At 39.3% G+C, this 16,423-nt stretch carries 14 protein-coding genes; 10 read left to right on the top strand and 4 right to left on the bottom strand.

Annotation, left to right across the window (positions count from 1 at the left end; all coding sequences use genetic code 11):
- The first annotated feature begins 51 nt into the window (after window positions 1–51).
- From I7H67_RS02270 to I7H67_RS19800, 3 genes are all read left to right on the top strand, one after another.
- Window positions 52–1,512 (top strand): alginate export family protein, encoded by a 1,461-nt coding sequence (locus I7H67_RS02270; protein WP_198306974.1) that lies wholly within the window; start codon window positions 52–54, stop codon window positions 1,510–1,512.
- Between the two features lie 17 nt (window positions 1,513–1,529).
- Window positions 1,530–2,141, top strand: coding sequence for a M17 family peptidase N-terminal domain-containing protein (locus I7H67_RS02265; protein ID WP_198306973.1), 612 nt, complete (start codon window positions 1,530–1,532; stop codon window positions 2,139–2,141).
- A 105-nt stretch (window positions 2,142–2,246) separates the two neighbouring features.
- Window positions 2,247–2,483: a hypothetical protein gene (locus tag I7H67_RS19800; protein WP_107882765.1), complete on the top strand. Its 237-nt coding sequence runs from the start codon at window positions 2,247–2,249 to the stop codon at window positions 2,481–2,483.
- Window positions 2,484–2,516: 33 nt separating this feature from the next.
- Here I7H67_RS19800 and I7H67_RS02260 read toward each other — a convergent pair whose 3' ends face one another.
- Window positions 2,517–3,203 (bottom strand): pirin family protein, encoded by a 687-nt coding sequence (locus I7H67_RS02260; RefSeq protein WP_013197179.1) that lies wholly within the window; start codon window positions 3,201–3,203, stop codon window positions 2,517–2,519.
- Window positions 3,204–3,390: 187 nt separating this feature from the next.
- Entirely contained in the window at window positions 3,391–4,629 is a 1,239-nt protein-coding gene (locus tag I7H67_RS02255; RefSeq protein ID WP_004790931.1) for a L,D-transpeptidase family protein, read from the bottom strand.
- A gap of 301 nt (window positions 4,630–4,930) precedes the next feature.
- Between I7H67_RS02255 and hemE the strand changes: the two genes are divergently transcribed.
- From hemE to I7H67_RS02235, 4 genes are all read left to right on the top strand, one after another.
- Entirely contained in the window at window positions 4,931–6,004 is a 1,074-nt protein-coding gene (gene hemE, locus I7H67_RS02250) for a uroporphyrinogen decarboxylase (protein ID WP_198306972.1), read from the top strand.
- 5 nt (window positions 6,005–6,009) lie between these two features.
- Window positions 6,010–6,804, top strand: a complete 795-nt coding sequence (locus tag I7H67_RS02245; RefSeq protein ID WP_198306971.1) for a DUF817 family protein — start codon at window positions 6,010–6,012, stop codon at window positions 6,802–6,804.
- Window positions 6,805–6,953: 149 nt separating this feature from the next.
- Window positions 6,954–7,424: a DUF3015 family protein gene (locus I7H67_RS02240; RefSeq protein WP_005307224.1), complete on the top strand. Its 471-nt coding sequence runs from the start codon at window positions 6,954–6,956 to the stop codon at window positions 7,422–7,424.
- Window positions 7,425–7,485: 61 nt separating this feature from the next.
- The gene (locus tag I7H67_RS02235) at window positions 7,486–9,378 is read left to right on the top strand and encodes a DUF4105 domain-containing protein (protein ID WP_198306970.1); all 1,893 of its coding nucleotides are present in this window, start codon (window positions 7,486–7,488) and stop codon (window positions 9,376–9,378) included.
- A gap of 68 nt (window positions 9,379–9,446) precedes the next feature.
- Here I7H67_RS02235 and blaADC read toward each other — a convergent pair whose 3' ends face one another.
- Window positions 9,447–10,598 carry an ADC family extended-spectrum class C beta-lactamase gene (blaADC, locus tag I7H67_RS02230; RefSeq protein ID WP_198306969.1) on the bottom strand — a complete coding sequence of 384 codons (1,152 nt, stop codon included), beginning with the start codon at window positions 10,596–10,598 and terminating at the stop codon, window positions 9,447–9,449.
- A 149-nt stretch (window positions 10,599–10,747) separates the two neighbouring features.
- Window positions 10,748–11,296 (bottom strand): GTP cyclohydrolase I FolE, encoded by a 549-nt coding sequence (gene folE / locus I7H67_RS02225; protein WP_001187844.1) that lies wholly within the window; start codon window positions 11,294–11,296, stop codon window positions 10,748–10,750.
- 260 nt (window positions 11,297–11,556) lie between these two features.
- Between folE and xdhA the strand changes: the two genes are divergently transcribed.
- The 3 genes from xdhA to xdhC are packed head-to-tail and all read left to right on the top strand — an operon-like array spanning window position 11,557 to window position 16,423.
- A complete protein-coding gene (xdhA, locus tag I7H67_RS02220; RefSeq protein WP_198306968.1) occupies window positions 11,557–13,056 on the top strand; it encodes a xanthine dehydrogenase small subunit in 1,500 nt (499 codons plus the stop codon).
- A 1-nt stretch (window position 13,057) separates the two neighbouring features.
- A complete protein-coding gene (gene xdhB / locus I7H67_RS02215; protein WP_198306967.1) occupies window positions 13,058–15,433 on the top strand; it encodes a xanthine dehydrogenase molybdopterin binding subunit in 2,376 nt (791 codons plus the stop codon).
- 6 nt (window positions 15,434–15,439) lie between these two features.
- On the top strand, window positions 15,440–16,423 hold the full coding sequence (gene xdhC / locus I7H67_RS02210; protein WP_198306966.1) for a xanthine dehydrogenase accessory protein XdhC: 984 nt from the start codon (window positions 15,440–15,442) through the stop codon (window positions 16,421–16,423).

Below are 16,423 nucleotides of genomic sequence, written 5' to 3'. Positions count from 1 at the left end.
TGCAAAAGACTAAGTCTCTGCAATGACCTGTTTATTACCGTGGATAACCATATGGCTCAGCCTATTTCTAATGATAGAAAATATCGAATTAAGTGCTCAGAAACCTACCTTAAAATTATAAAAATGAGCGTCTTGCTTACGGGGAGTTTATTTCTTTATGAATTTGCTCATGCGGAAAATGAGGTAGCAAATACAAATGCATGTCCAGCTCGCCCAAAAATCTCAACCAATCGGTGGCAAGAAAATTGGGATGTTTTAAAAAACTCGTGTGTCCCAAAGAAAATAGGCGATGATTTCAAATATATACCCTTTGGCGATAATAATTATTTGTCATTGGGTGCGAATATTCGTGAGCGTTTTGAAGTCAATAATAATGCGAGATTTGGCAGCGGAAATAATCAAGCCGATCGCTATTTAATTCAAAGATTACAAGTTCATGCCGATGCACGTATTGGCGATCATTTACAATTATTTACTCAGCTCAGTGATGCACGAGCGTTTGATAAAAAGAATATTAGTAGTACCGATCAGAATAGACTCGATGTAGAGCAAGCCTTTATTGCGTGGGTGAGTCCTTTAAATAATGGAACTTTTAAATTTAGAGTAGGTCGCCAAGAGATGGCTTTTGACTTACAACGCTTTATTTCAAATCGTGAAGGCCCAAACGTTAGACAAGCTTTTGATGGAATTTGGTCGAATTATGAATATGGCGATTGGAGAGTTTTAGGTTATCTCACCAGACCTGTTCAAATTGAAAAAGATTCAACTTTTAACGATCACTCGAAACGTAATTTAAGTTTTAGTGGCTTTCGCGTAGATAAACAAAATGTGTGGGGAGGTGAGTTATCTGGTTATTACTCACGTTATGAACGGGATAATGCATCTTTTACGAGTGTTAAGGGCAATGAAATTCGCGACTTATATGACGTTCGCCATATGGGTAAAAAGAATAATATCGATTGGGATGTTGAAGGCATGCTGCAACATGGAAGGATTGGTGGACAAACTATTCAAGCATGGGGACTCAGTAGCATTACAGGATATACGTTTGCTGACCAAGCTTGGTCGCCGCGTTTAGGTGTCCAGTTTGATATTGCCACAGGTGATAAAAACGCCAACGATAATGAGCTCAATACTTTTAACCAGCTCTTTGCAAACGGCTCATACTTTACTTTGGCGGGTTACAGTGGCTACAGCAATATTATTCACATAAAACCATCTCTGACACTTAAGCCTTCCGATAAACTTACTCTGTTAAGTGCTTTAGGTTTTCAGTGGCGTGAAACCACCAATGATGCAGTTTATTTCCAAGGTAATAACAGCATGGCAAACACAGCAGGACAAGGTTCAAGCTGGACAGGGGCATATATTCAACTGAGAGCAGACCAAAAAATAAATGCTAACTTGTCTGTTGCTGCCGAAGGAGTGCACTTTGAAGTTGGTGATACGATTAAGAAAGCAGGTGGTAAAGACGCAAATTATTTAGGCCTTGAGCTTAAATATGCATGGTAAAACTAAAAGAGAAAAATATGAGCACAGATTTAAAGCAAACTAAAATTGGTCACTATCAAAATCTAAACATCGAACTCGTGACTTGGGACTGTGCTTCGGCCGAGGTTGAACTTTCCTGTGCTTGTATTTTTGAACATGAAATGAATAATCGTTCTTTTTCGGGCGGTTTGGCACATTTAGATGAGGCTCTAAATGGCAGATTAGATCTGATACGAAAAAATAACTGGTTCAGTGCGAAATTGAATGATGTTCTTTTAATAAATCAAACGCCATCGACCATACAAGCCTCTAAAGTTTTACTTATCGGGATGGGAGCGCCAGAAGATTTCACGGTAGATCGAATCGAGACTGCGATAAAAACTGTTGTAAAAACAGCGCATCAACTAGAACTCAAAAGTGTGGCATTTGCCCCGAGTCTTTTAGATACAGGTCTGAATCCTCCCGCTGGTTTAAATGAACTCATGCTAAGAAGTTTAAAAGAAGAATTAGACAAACATCATGAGCTTTATTTGCAAAATTTAGTCAAAAAATCTGAAATTGAAAGATGGGTTTTTGATGCGGGTTTTCAAAATTATGAGGCTAAGGCTGAGCTATATATCGCGTCTTTTGCCAAAGTTTTTGATAACTAATATTTTAACTTATCAAAAAATAACTTGTTTCTTCAGCATGACTCATTTAAATAATGAAATAGGAACACAACACACATCTATGTTGCTTTAGTAGGAGGTCGTTATTTGAAGTTATTTATAATTATATTTATTGCAATTTTTTCTAGTATTGGACTGATCTGCTTAATTGCTCTACTCAAAAATATAAAAAACAATTCGTCATCTGGCGAACACGATCATTCATCTTCTTCAACACATCATTTTCACGATAATAGTTCTAGTCATCATAGCTCAAGCTATTCAAATGATTGTTCATCATCTTCAGATTCAGGTAGCTGTGATAGCGGCGGCGGTGGAGATTAAAAAAGCCCTTTTATGCAAAGGGCTTTTAATGATTTAAGGTAAATCGAACCAGATAAATTGACTATCTTCAGTTGCCTGAATCGTCGCTTTACCTTCAAACACGAAAGCATCGCCAGCTTTGACTTCTTGATCGCCAATACGGATCACGCCTGAAATCACGTGAACATAGTTCACTTTTTTAACTGGCTCAACGTTTAACTCATGTCCTTTTTCCAATACAGCTGACTTTATCTCTGTATTTTGGCGAATATGCATCGGTGCATTTGCATCAGGCCCTGCAATTAAATGCCATTTGTTTGGATCATTACGTGGGTCAAGGCTAATTTGCTGGTAGTTTGGCTCAGCTTCTTTTACGTCTGGAATAATCCAGATCTGTAATAAATGTACAGGCGTATCAGTGTTGTTGATTTCACTATGAGCCACACCTGTACCAGCGCTCATGAGTTGCCATTCACCAGCCTTAATTTGGCCTTCATTTCCCATCGTATCACGGTGTGAAATTGCACCATCTAGCACACAGGTTAAGATCTCCATATTGTCATGCGAGTGTGTACCAAAACCATTATGTGCATCAATTCTGTCATCATTAATCACACGTAATGCACTAACACCCATATATTTAGGATCGTACCAGCTACCAAATGAAAAGCTGTGATAAGACTCTAACCAACCCGCTTTTACATGTCCTCGATCTTCACCACGATGTAGATAAGTATTCATGATTTAATCTCCCAAATTTTTTATTTATCTCTTGAGAAATATATTAATGTTCTATGGAGACTAGAAAAATAGGCTAACTGCAACATGTCGTTGCATAATTGATATGGTTGTAAAGTTTTTTATTGATCAATTTTTTAAGAATAAAAAAAACCTGCCATGAAGGCAGGTCTTTTAAAGAATATATGGATTACTCAAGGAATTTAACAGTTACGCCAGAACGTACTTTATTTCCTAAATCGTTTGCATCCCAGTTTGTTAAACGGATACAACCGTGTGATGCTGTTTTAGAAATTAAAGATGGGTTTGGTGTTCCGTGAATACCGAAAGATTTTTTACTTAAACCAATCCAGATATTACCTACTGGAGCATTCGGGCCAGGTGGTAAAGAAAGAGGTTTTAAGTTTTTACCTTGTACGAAGTTCGAAGGTGAATAGCTATACCAAGGGTTACGAGCCACACCAACTACCTTGTAAGTACCGGCCGGAGAAGGCGTATCAGTACTGCCAATTGTTGCAGGAAATGAGGCAATCATTTGGTTCCGGCTATTGAAGAGATACAATTGTTTTGCACCTTTATGCGCAATAATCAAATGAATATCTTCTGGCAAATCATTGCGTACGTTTGGAACAATGATTTTTTCACCCGCTTTTTTGAATGTCGCAGTTGGGTTAATTTTCTTTAAGAAAGCTTCATCAATATGAAACTTCTCGCCCAACATTTCGGTTACACGCGTGTAGTACAAACCTTTCATTTTAGCTTGTAATGCGTAGTCAGAAGGAATCGACTCAGCATATGGGCCTTTTAGATCAGCATCAGAAATTGTGTATTCAATAAATGCTGGCTTGGTCTGTTTAGCAACCAATGCATCCCAAGTTTCTTTGGTCAGGTCACCAGTAGGTGATAAACCATTCATTTGTTGGAATGAAGAAATTGCTTTTAATGTATTTTTACCGCTCATGCCGTCAATTGCACCTGGCGAAGCATGTGCATTATTGAGCATTACATGTGCACGCGCATAAACTGGAAGTTGGCCTTTACCAATATTTTCAGACCATTCTGCCGAATTTAAGCTATCTAAAGTCCATGATGCAGCGGTTGTCGCAGGAGCCGTAGACGCAGTGCTGCTTTTAGCAACAGCTGGAGTAGACGCCGCGATGCCTGATTCAGCATTTGGATCTTCAGTTTTCTGTAAATTTTGTAATGTTGTTGACGCTCGATTTAAGTCGTTTTGTTCTTGAGCGGTAATTTGTGTCGAAGCTTGAGCTTTTACAGTTGAAGCTGCATCCACTGCTAAAGGATCAATCGGATCTTCTACAGGAGCTGATACCTTTTTAGGGTTCAGGGGTTGCTCAGTTGTTGAAGCAGCAAAAGCAACATTAGCAATAATACAACTTAAACTCATAGCGAGTAATGAGCGAACAAACATGTAATTCAACCTTAAGAATTTTCATATAAGCAATAGGGGATTGATCTAATCTCAAAGTGCATAAAACTACCAATAACTCATTTCTATGAGCCCAAGATTGGCAATTTAGTGATTAAAAGAATATCAATGACCCCAATGTAACATGTTGCAAGTATTGCAGAAAACCCCACAGCTTGCAGTAGAGTTTTGTGTAAATATGCATTTTTTAGTAGATTGACGAGTTTTTTGTGTGAAATTGAAATTATAAAAATGTCTCTGTTTTTGATATGATGCTGCCACATAAAGAAGATAGAGATTGGTAATGACGACTTTGAAAAATGATCGTTTCCTCCGTGCTTTGTTACGCGAACCTGTAGATACCACACCAGTGTGGATGATGCGTCAAGCAGGGCGTTATTTGCCTGAATATCGCGAAACACGTTCAAAAGCAGGTGACTTCCTATCTTTATGTAAAAATACAGATTTTGCCTGTGAAGTGACTTTACAACCTTTGCGTCGCTATGATTTAGATGCAGCAATTTTATTTTCAGATATTTTAACTATTCCAGATGCACTCGGTTTAGGACTTTATTTTGAAACTGGCGAAGGCCCTAAGTTTCAAAAGACCTTACGTACTGAACAAGATGTCGCAAATTTACCAAAGTTAAATGCAAAATCAGACCTTGATTATGTGATGAATGCGGTAAGTACAATTCGTTCTGCTTTAGGTGGTCAAGTTCCACTGATTGGTTTCTCTGGAAGCCCTTGGACACTTGCAACTTATATGGTTGAAGGTGGTTCAAGTAAAGAATTCCGTTTTACCAAGCAGATGATGTACGCTCAACCAGAAGTTTTACATGCTTTGCTTGATCATTTAGCAGACTCAGTCATTGACTATTTAAATGCTCAAATTGATGCAGGTGCTCAGGCCATCCAGATCTTTGATAGCTGGGGCGGGGCATTAGCACACCGTGAATATGTCGAATTCTCTTTAAACTACATGAATAAAATCATTGCAGGTTTACAACGTGAGAAAGATGGCCGCCGTATTCCGATCATCGTGTTCACGAAAGGTGGTGGTCAATGGTTAGAGCCAATGATTACCACAGGTGCAGATGCTTTAGGTTTAGATTGGACGACACCATTAAATACGGCTCGAACTACTGTGGCTGGACGTGTCGCTCTGCAAGGGAATCTTGATCCGGCTGTTTTATACGGTTCGGCTGCTTCAATTGAGAGAGCAGTGAAATTGATGATAGACGATGCCTACGCAAATGGTGAAAAGACCGGTTACATTGCTAACTTGGGCCATGGGATTACTCAGTGGGTAGATCCTGCACAACCAAAAATCTTTGTAGATACAGTGCATGAGTATAGTGCTAAATATCTAGGATAGTTTTTGTGCAATATCTAACTTTACCGTTTCAATTTATCGGCAAGGCTGTTTCGGCAGCCTTGTTTGGTATTTTGCTTTTAATTGCTTTTGCTTTAACAGCACCGATGGGAAGCCATGAATACATGGGGTTCTATCGTTATGATTATTTACTGACTTATGCACTTTTAATTCAGATCTGCTTACTCTATTTAAAACTGGAGTCATGGGCAGAAGCTAAGGTCATTGCTTTATTTCACGTCATGGCAATGTTCATGGAAATATTCCTAACGCATCCTGCGATTGCATCGTGGCAATATCCACAGCCCGCCGTATTTAAAATTTTAACTGTGCCTTTATTTGCAGGTTTTATGTATTCGGCTGTAGGTAGTTTTTTTGCACGCTCAATACGACTGTTTCAAGTGTCTTTTGAAAAACTTCCAAGTTTTGGAGCTATGCTCTTACTGGCATTTTTCTCATATATAAATTTTATGAGTAAATTTTTTGTTCCAGACATTCGCTATATTTTATTCGCGATTAGTATTTTTATTTTTTGGAAAACAAAACTTTATTTCCAGTTAAATGAACATAAATTTAAAATCCCGATGTTACCTGTTTTGTTTACACTCGCGTTTCTGATCTGGATTGCTGAAAATATAAGTACATTTTATAAAATCTGGCTTTATCCAAGTCAGGTCGATGCTTGGCATATGGTCGGTTGGGGCAAACTGGGGTCATGGTATTTATTATTACTTTTAAGTTTAGTACTGGTGCTTAAAATACTAGGCAACAGGGATAATCAAGGTAACTGGAATTTAAGATAATTTTTCTTTTGCACTTTTTATCATATTGTTTATTTTTTAATTGCTAAATCACAGCCTTCTCGTTATCTTTAATATCGTGTAATAAGAATTACACATAACAATACAACACATAAGAAACAATCAATAATGATTTTTGGAGATTTACATCTATGTTAAAAAAATTAGCTTTAGCTGCGTTATTAGCAGCTGGTTCAAGTGTTGCAATGGCTGACAACGATGTGGGTTGTGGTGCAGGTACACAAATATGGGCTGGTAAAAAAGGAGTAGCGCCTAAAATTCTTGCTGCAACAACAAACGGTATTTTTACTAACCAATTATTAGGGATCACTTTCGGTACTTTAGGTTGCCGTCAAGGCGGGACAGTAACAGCGCAAGTTGTAACATTCACAAATGAAAATGCAGAAGCTTTAGCACGTGATATGGCTGTAGGCCAAGGTGAAAGCCTAAACGTACTTGCTGAGTTAATGCAAATCAAACCTCAAGACAAAGACCGTTTCTTTAAAGTTTCAAAAGCAAACTTTGGTGAAATCTATTCTGCAAATAACCAAAATACCCTTCAAGTTTTAGCATCACTGCAAACTGTAATGGCTAAAGACGACGTTTTAAAAGCTTACGTATAAGTTTGAAACTGAAAACCCTGTCGTCTGGCAGGGTTTTTCTTATATTTAATGATAAAAATTGATGAACTTAATGAAGTCAGTTGTTTTAGTTTTTGCCTCTTTGGCAGTGAATACTGCATATTCAGCAGATATAAATCCATCTATTCAAAAATATTGGTCAATTGCAGAACAGAAAAACTTAGATCAAGACATTACATGGCAAAGGCTCATGTATGCCAATAAAGACCATAAAAGTGATGTCACTTATTCTGGCTATTTCATGGCAGAAAATGGGAAAAATAATTTAAAAGAAGAACTGAAAGCTGACATCTCGGCATTATTCATGCCTGCTCAAGATAATCAGTCGATTCGCTGTAAATTTCCAGCACGCAGTCAATGGCTCATACAAAAAGTAGGCATTCAAGAAAGTGAATTGCCTAAAGTGAAGTGTTCAGAATTTGAAAACTGGATTGGGCAGATTAAGCCTCATAAAGCGACATTAATTTATGCGACAGATTTTATGGGCAATCCGAGCTCCATGTTTGGGCATACTTTATTGCGTTTAGACCCGAAAGATCAGCAACAATTAAATTTAGTTTCCTACGCTGTAAATTATGCAGCAACTGTGGCTGGAAACGACAACTGGTCATATGCATGGAAAGGCTTAACAGGGCAATATCCGGGTGAATATTCACTGATGCCTTATTACCGTAAAGTAAAAGAGTACGGCGATTTTGAAAGCCGTGATTTATGGGAATATGAGCTAAATTTAACACCTGAAGAAACACGGTTTTTAGTAAGCCATATTTGGGAAATGCAACATGTGAGCTTTCCTTATTACTTTGTGAGTGATAACTGCGCCTATCGATTGTTAGGGTTGGTTGATTTAGTAAAACCTGAGTCTCACCTGCAAGAGAAATTCACTCATGCTTCCATCCCGATGGAAACCATTAAATCGATGCAGCAGCAAGGGCTCACCAAAGCTCCTGTATATCGACCAGCTTTGGAAACCCAATTATTGGCCCAAGCTCATCAGCATGGTGCCTCATTAGCAAAAGTGGCCCATCAAATTGCGATGATGCCCACTCAGCAGTCTTCTCAGATTTTAAAATCATTTAGTGAGCAAGATCAGGCTAAAATTTTAGAGATGGCTTATGATGATTTATATCTTCAATTTACGAGCCGTAAAATAGAAGAAAGCGTTGCTCAGTCACAGTTGCGCCAGCTTTTAGCACTCAGAAGCCAGATTGATTTAGACAAACAGCGTCAAGAACCTAAAAGACCAACAAAAGAGCCAACTCAAGGTCACAATGCACGTAATATTTCAGTCAAAGCTGGTGAAGTACAAGGTGATAAGTTTATCGAACTTGGTCATCGCCAAGCCTATCATGACTTGATAGATCCTCAAGGCGGATATCGTGCGGGAACTCAATTACTCTTTTTAAATGGTAATGCACAGTGGCGAAATGATCATTTAAAGCTAGAACATCTTGATCTGCTAGAAGTAAATTCTTATAACCCGATTCAACCTTTTAAAACACCGCTGAGTTGGGGATTTAATTTAGGTTGGCGTCAGGAAGCGATTGATGATGGTGCTTTTAGTGAAGAAAAACAGCATGGCGTAGCGAATTTTAATGCTCAGGTTGGATATAGCTTTGCTGACTATGAGCGTAAACATGTTTGCTATGGGCAACTACAAACCTATCTACAAGGCGGTTCAAATCTTGATAAAGGGTGGCGTGTGGGAATGGGCCCAACTTTAGGTTGTATGAATCAGTGGTTTGAACACTTCAACTCTGTGGTGCAAATTGAATTGCCCTATTGGGAAGACCAAAACCAATGGAATTTGAGAGTAAATACTCAGTGGCAATATGTGATTAATAGTAATAATACCGTTCGATTAAACTGGGATTATGAACAACAAAATCATCGAGACTGGATGAAATCAAGTCTAGGATATGTTTGGTTCTTTTAAATAGCATTACGAATAAAAAAGGGAAAAATGAATGAAATCATTTCTCCCTTTTTTGTTTTAGCAAAAGATTATTTCTTTATTGCATTCAACACCGCATACGCTGCTTTAATGCGTTCTTCATTGGGAATACGTTTATTGGTTAACATGACTAAACCAATATTTTCTTTAGGAATAAACACGACATAGGTTCCAAAACCGTTGGTCGAACCAGTTTTGTGGAATATCTTAACTGAAGGTTCTTTTGAAATAGCTGTCACTTTATTAGGCTTCATCACGATTTGTTCTGAATTACTGTCTAATAAAGTCTGTAACGGTGCTGGATAAGAGAACTCTTCCCAACCTAATGCTTGATACATCGTACCTACTTGGTAGAAACCTTTATGTGTTTCATTAATTGCGTGTTGAATATCTGCCGGATATTTTTGTGGGTTGAGGTTGGCATTAACGAAACTCAGCATATCAGGTAAGGTCGATTTAACGCCGTACGCAGGTGCATCTAGCGGGCCGGGGTTAACTCGAATCGGCTGATTTTCTTGGTTATAGCCAAATGCATAGTTTTGCATTTGAGTTTTAGGCACATTTACATAGCTATGTTTTAAGCCAAGATCTGGAAAAATGGTTTTTTCTAAGACTTGGTCAAAAGGTTTATTCATAGACAAAGCAACAACTTTTCCAAATAAACCAATGCTTGGATTTGAATATTGTCGATATTCACCGATTGAGTTTTTAGGCTTCCAGTCTTTGAAAAAAGTTAAAACTTGCTGATCTGTTTGGACTTCATCTGGAAACTGTAAGCCAAGGTTGCCACTTGTATAAGTAGCAAGTTGAAGTAAGTTAACTTGGTCAATCGGTGTGTTTTTTAATTCTTTCCAATATTTTCCGGGTGTGTCTTTAAAAGAAATTGTTCCTTTTGTTTTGGCATATCCACCAGCTGTAGCAGTAAATAATTTACTAACTGAACCGAGCTCAAAAATGGTACTGCTATTTACGGCTTTTTTATCTTGAACGGATTGTAGACCATAATACGTTTCATACTTTTTATTATTTTGGATGATGCCAACAGCCATCCCAGGCACATCATATTTTTCTAATAACGGTTTAAAATTTTGATCAACCAGTTTCTTAATTTCTTGCTCTTTTGGTGTATTCCCTGCATAAATTGAGGTATTAAAAATAAAAAGAGGGGATAAAAGTAAGCAAGAAATTTTGTTAAATTGCATGATTAACTCATAAATTATTTAAAATTAAAGATGTGTACTTTTATAACAAAAATCACATAATTTGATTGTTATGTTTTATAGAGTAAGTGCTTTATCTAAATATAAAAAAAAGCCCAACTAAGTCGGGCTTTTTTGCAGTAGTCACCAGATTAGTAGCTTTCTGGTACTGCACTTAAAAATTCACGGCGTGCTTCTTTGTCAGTTTTAAAATCTCCGACAAATGAAACTGTACGAGTTGTAGATTCCTGTTTACCTACACCACGCATCATCATACACATATGTGCTGAATCGATAACGACAGCCACACCACGTGCGCCAGTCACTTCAGCTACCGCTTCGGCGATTTGCTGAGTTAAATTTTCTTGAATTTGCAAACGACGAGCAAACATCTCGGTAATACGCGCAAATTTAGATAAGCCAAGAACTTTGCCTTCTGGTAAGTAGGCAACATGAACACGGCCATAGAATGGGAGGAGATGATGTTCGCAAAGCGAATAGAATTCAATATTCTTCACCAATACCATTTCATGGTTATCTGATGGGAAAACCGCATTATTGGTGACTTCTTCTAAAGTTTTACTATAGCCAGAAGTTAAATATGAAAAAGCTTTAGCCGCACGCACAGGCGTATCTTTAAGGCCGGGACGATTAAGGTCTTCACCGACGGCAGTCAGAATGTTTGCGTACGATTGCTGCATTGACATAAGGCGTATAAATTTACTCTATTAGACAAGCTCGGCATTGTATCAGAAACATGCCCTGATGTTCATAACTCGTCGCACTATATTTATCCTGTTCGGCACGCATTAGATAAATGGTGAATAAATTTCATGTTTTTTATCGTTAATAGTCAATTATTTGAGCATGAAATGTGCAACTAATATGGGTAAGTTATAAATGATCGCCTGATGGCATCATATTTGCAAATATGCCGTACTATAGAGCATAAGGATAAAACATGTCAGAACGTCCAATCACCTTTTTTTTTCGTGGTAGTCAGCAACAAGTAGAAAATGTATTACCCACCATGACAGTCTTACAATTTTTACGAGAATATACTCAATCGGGTAAGACTCGGCAGACTGGTACAAAAGAGGGCTGTGCTGAGGGCGATTGTGGTGCATGTACAGTAGTGATTGGTGAGTTGGTCAATGACAACCTGCAATTGCGCAGTGTGAATGCGTGTATTCAGTTTTTACCGACTTTAGATGGTAAAGCACTATTTACAGTAGAAGATCTTCATAATTTATTGCCTGCACAAGATGGAACACTTCACCCAGTACAACAGGCAATGGTAGATATGCATGGTTCACAATGTGGTTTTTGTACGCCCGGTTTTATCATGTCCTTATGGTCAATGTATGAAAATGAAAAACAACCTCCAAGCAAAGATCAAATCAGCGATTATATTTCTGGAAACTTGTGTCGCTGTACAGGCTATCGCCCTATTTTAGATGCAGCACAAAAAGCATATGACTATCCGCGTGTTTTATTAAACCGTCAAAAAATAATTGATGTATTAAAAGAGATCAGAACATTACCTGCATTACATTTAAATGATCATGGTCAACAATTCTTTGCACCAAAGACTTTGCTAGATTTTGCCGCATTACGCTTACAGTTGCCGCAAGCGCGTATTGTTGCGGGTAGTACAGATGTCGGTTTGTGGGTAACAAAGCAGGGGCGTGATTTAGGCGATATGCTTTATATTGGCCAGGTTGAAGAACTCAAAAAGATCGTAGTCACAGACCATGCTTTAACGATTGGGGCAAATGTCAATTTGAGTGATGCACTCATCAAAATTTCAGAGTTTTATCCCGACTTTCAAGAGTTACAGCGCCGTTTTGCTTCCATGCCGATTAAAAACGCAGGAACTCTAGGTGGAAATATTGCCAATGGTTCGCCTATTGGTGACTCCATGCCAGCATTAATTACGCTAGGTACACACTTAATTTTGCGCGTAGGTGAACAGACTCGTGAAATTGGACTGGAAGACTTTTATTTAGATTATCAAAAATCAGCATTACAGCTTGGTGAGTTTGTTGAGGCGATTGTTATTCCGCTTCGCGAAGGACAGACGCGTTTTAAATTTGCTAGCTATAAAATTGCTAAACGTTTTGAGCAAGATATTTCTGCGGTATGTGCGGCCATTTCATGTGAGTTAGATACTTATCATGTCGCTCACAATATCAGAATTGCTTTTGGTGGCATGGCTGCTATTCCCAAACGTGCAAAATATGCAGAAGCCATATTGGAAGGTCAGCAACTTACAGCAGAATTGATCGTTCAGGCTCAAGAGGCATTATCGCAAGACTATCAACCTTTAGATGATGGACGTGCTAGCTCGGCATATCGGTTACACGTCGCGAAAAACTGTTTACAGCGTTTTTATGTAGAAAAAGTCCTGTCTAAAACGATTACTCGTGTGAATGACTTGATTGCTATGGTGGAGATCTAACATGAACCAAACCATTGACTTAAGAGTTTCTAAAAAATCCGCTAAAGCAGGCGATTCGATTCCACACGAGAGCGCCCATTTACATGTAACTGGGCAGGCGACCTATATCGATGATTTACCAGAGCTTGAGAATACCCTGCATCTGGCGGTCGGATTTTCAAATTGTGCCAAAGGTAAAATTATTAAATTTGATTTGGATGCAGTACGTCTGGCTGATGGTGTCCATGCAGTTTTTTCGGCAAAGGATATTGATGTTGAAAATAATTGGGGACCAATTGTAAAAGATGACCCAATTTTTGCCGAAGAGCAGGTTGAGTTTTATGGCCAAGCCTTGTTTGTAGTTGTTGCTGAGAGTTATCAGCAAGCCCGTCAGGCAGTTCGCTTAGCAAAAATTGAGTATGTGACCGAAACTCCGATTTTAACGATTCAAGATGCGATTGAAAAAGAATCGTGGGTGTTACCGCCTGTTGAATTTAGTCATGGTGAAGTTGAGCAGGCATTTCAAAACGCAGCCCATCAACTTTCTGGAACCATTGAGCTAGGTGGCCAAGAGCATTTTTATTTAGAAGGTCAGATTTCCTATGCGATTCCTCAAGAAAATCACAGCTTAAAAGTCTATTGCTCAACACAACATCCAACCGAAATGCAGCTGCTGATTTGTCATGCATTGGGCATGAACATGCATCAGGTGAGTGTGGAAAGCCGCCGTATGGGGGGTGGATTTGGCGGTAAAGAGTCGCAGTCGGCGCAGTGGGCATGTATTGCATCTTTGGCAGCACAAAAAACAGGCCGTCCGTGTAAATTACGTTTAGATCGTGATGATGACATGAGTGCTACAGGCAAACGTCACGGTTTTGCTTATGAGTGGTCTGTAGCCTTTGATGACAGTGGTGTTCTGCAAGGCTTAAAGGTACAACTGGCTTCAAACTGCGGTTTTTCGGCTGATCTTTCTGGGCCAGTAAATGAACGAGCAATTTGCCATATTGGCAATGCCTATTATTTAAATGCAGTTGAGCTACGTAACTTGCGTTGTAAAACCAATACTGTTTCTAATACGGCATACCGTGGTTTTGGTGGGCCACAAGGTATGTTTGTCATTGAAAATATTATTGATGACATTGCTCGTTATTTAGGTTGTGACCCAGTTGAAATTCGTCAACGTAATTTCTTTGCCGAGCAGCCCGGTGCTGGACGTGACCGTATGCACTATGGGGCAGAAGTCCGTGATAATGTTGCGCCAAAATTAGTAGCCGAATTATTGCAAAGTAGTGATTATGCGAAACGCAAACAGAGCATTCATGCCTTTAATCAGAACAATGACATCATTAAACGTGGTATTGCGTTAACCCCATTAATGTTCGGTATTTCGTTTAATGCCGTACATTACAATCAGGCGGGTGCACTGGTCTATGTGTATATGGATGGCACTGTTTCTATTACCCATGGCGGTACAGAAATGGGACAGGGTTTATATACCAAAGTACGGCAGGTCGCTGCACATGAGTTAGGTTTACCCATCGATAGCGTTCGTTTAATTGCAACCGATACTTCTCGGGTGCCAAATACTTCGGCAACTGCTGCATCGAGTGGAGCAGATCTAAACGGTAAAGCTGTTCAAAATGCCTGTATTAAAATTCGTGAGCGTCTGGCAAAACTTGCAGCAGAAATAAGTCAAAGTGAAGCTGACCAAGTCCAGTTTGAAGATAGTATGGTTTCAACAGCGAATGGTCATTCATGGACTTTTCCTGATTTGGTTCAACGGGCATATATGGCGCGTGTACAACTATGGGACAGCGGTTTTTATAAAACACCAGAAATTCACTACGATCAGGTCAACCATTTAGGACGTCCATTTTTCTATTATGCTTATGGCGCAGCGGTCAGTGAGGTCGCACTAGATACCTTAACTGGGGAAATGAAAGTATTACGTGCCGATATTTTGCATGATGTGGGACGGTCAATTAACCCTGCAATTGATATAGGGCAAATTGAGGGTGGTTTTGTTCAAGGGATGGGATGGCTCACGACAGAAGAGCTGTATTGGCAGCCCCAAGGACCACATGCAGGCCGTTTGTTTACCCATGCACCTTCAACTTATAAAATCCCGACCAGTGTGGATATTCCTCATATTTTTAATGTCAAATTGTTTAATAATCAAAATCAGGCAGACACCATCTACCGCTCCAAAGCAGTAGGCGAACCGCCATTTATGTTGGCATTATCTGTTTTCTCGGCAATTCGTCAGGCGGTACAGGCAGCTATTCCAGAAAATGCACCGCTCGTACTCAATGCTCCGGCAACTGCCGAAGAAATTTTACGTGCAATTGCGATTGGACGAGGACAAGCTTTGGCTGACCGCCCACAAGCTAAAATGTAGAAGATTATGCAACATTTACAATGGTGGACTGATTTTGTGGCGTGGCAAGTCGATGCTCTGCCTATGGTATTGGTCACAGTAGTTCGCGCTGATGGTTCAACACCACGAGAAGTTGGTGCAACCATGTTATTGCGGTTTAATTTGCAACAGCAATGGCAGCAATCCGATACGATCGGTGGTGGGCATTTAGAGTTTCAGGCTATTGATATTGCTAAAGCAATGTTAAAAGAAACGGAAACTTGTGTGAGGCGTATTGAACGCTTTAACCTCAGTGCTCGGCTGGGACAGTGTTGTGGCGGAGTAATGTGGTTATTGTTTGAAAAAATATCACCCGCTGAGATCGCATCGGATTTATCTGTGATTTTGCAAGCATGGCGAGCTGGAAAGCATGTCTGGCGTACGGTCTCGCACCAATATGCGTCTACTTGGCAGACTATGGATATAGAACAACAACCAAGTTTCGAGTTTCCGTCTGTCAGTAATGAAGAATGGCAATTTGGGCAGCAGATTCAACCTTATGCCATGCAAGTGCTGATTTGTGGAGCAGGGCATGTGGGGGAAGCAATTGTCCGTTGTTTATTGCCTATTGGTGTTCGGGTGAAATGGATTGATCCGAGGGATGATATTTTCCCATCAGACTTACTGGAACAGGTGCAATGTTTAACGACTGATACATTAGATGCTGAGATTGAGCATTTTGACCGTTCAGGTGCAATTTTAATTTTAACTCATGATCATCAATTAGATTTGCAACTGTGTTTTACAGCCTTGAAACCTGCGGCAAAACCATTTGCTTATGTTGGGATGATTGGCTCAAAAAGTAAAAGGGCTATTTTTGAGAAACGTATGCAAATACGTGGTTATACTCAGGAAACATTACAACGTTTGGTTTGCCCGATTGGGATAGAAGGGATTTCATCGAAACAACCTGCAACGATTGCCATTGCAGTAGTTGCTCAATTATTACAGGTATTTGATGTAAAAAAATGA

The sequence above is a fragment of the Acinetobacter sp. ACIN00229 genome, from assembly GCF_016106645.1.
Classification (GTDB): domain Bacteria; phylum Pseudomonadota; class Gammaproteobacteria; order Pseudomonadales; family Moraxellaceae; genus Acinetobacter; species Acinetobacter oleivorans.
This window is presented reverse-complemented; position numbering and strand designations above follow the sequence as displayed.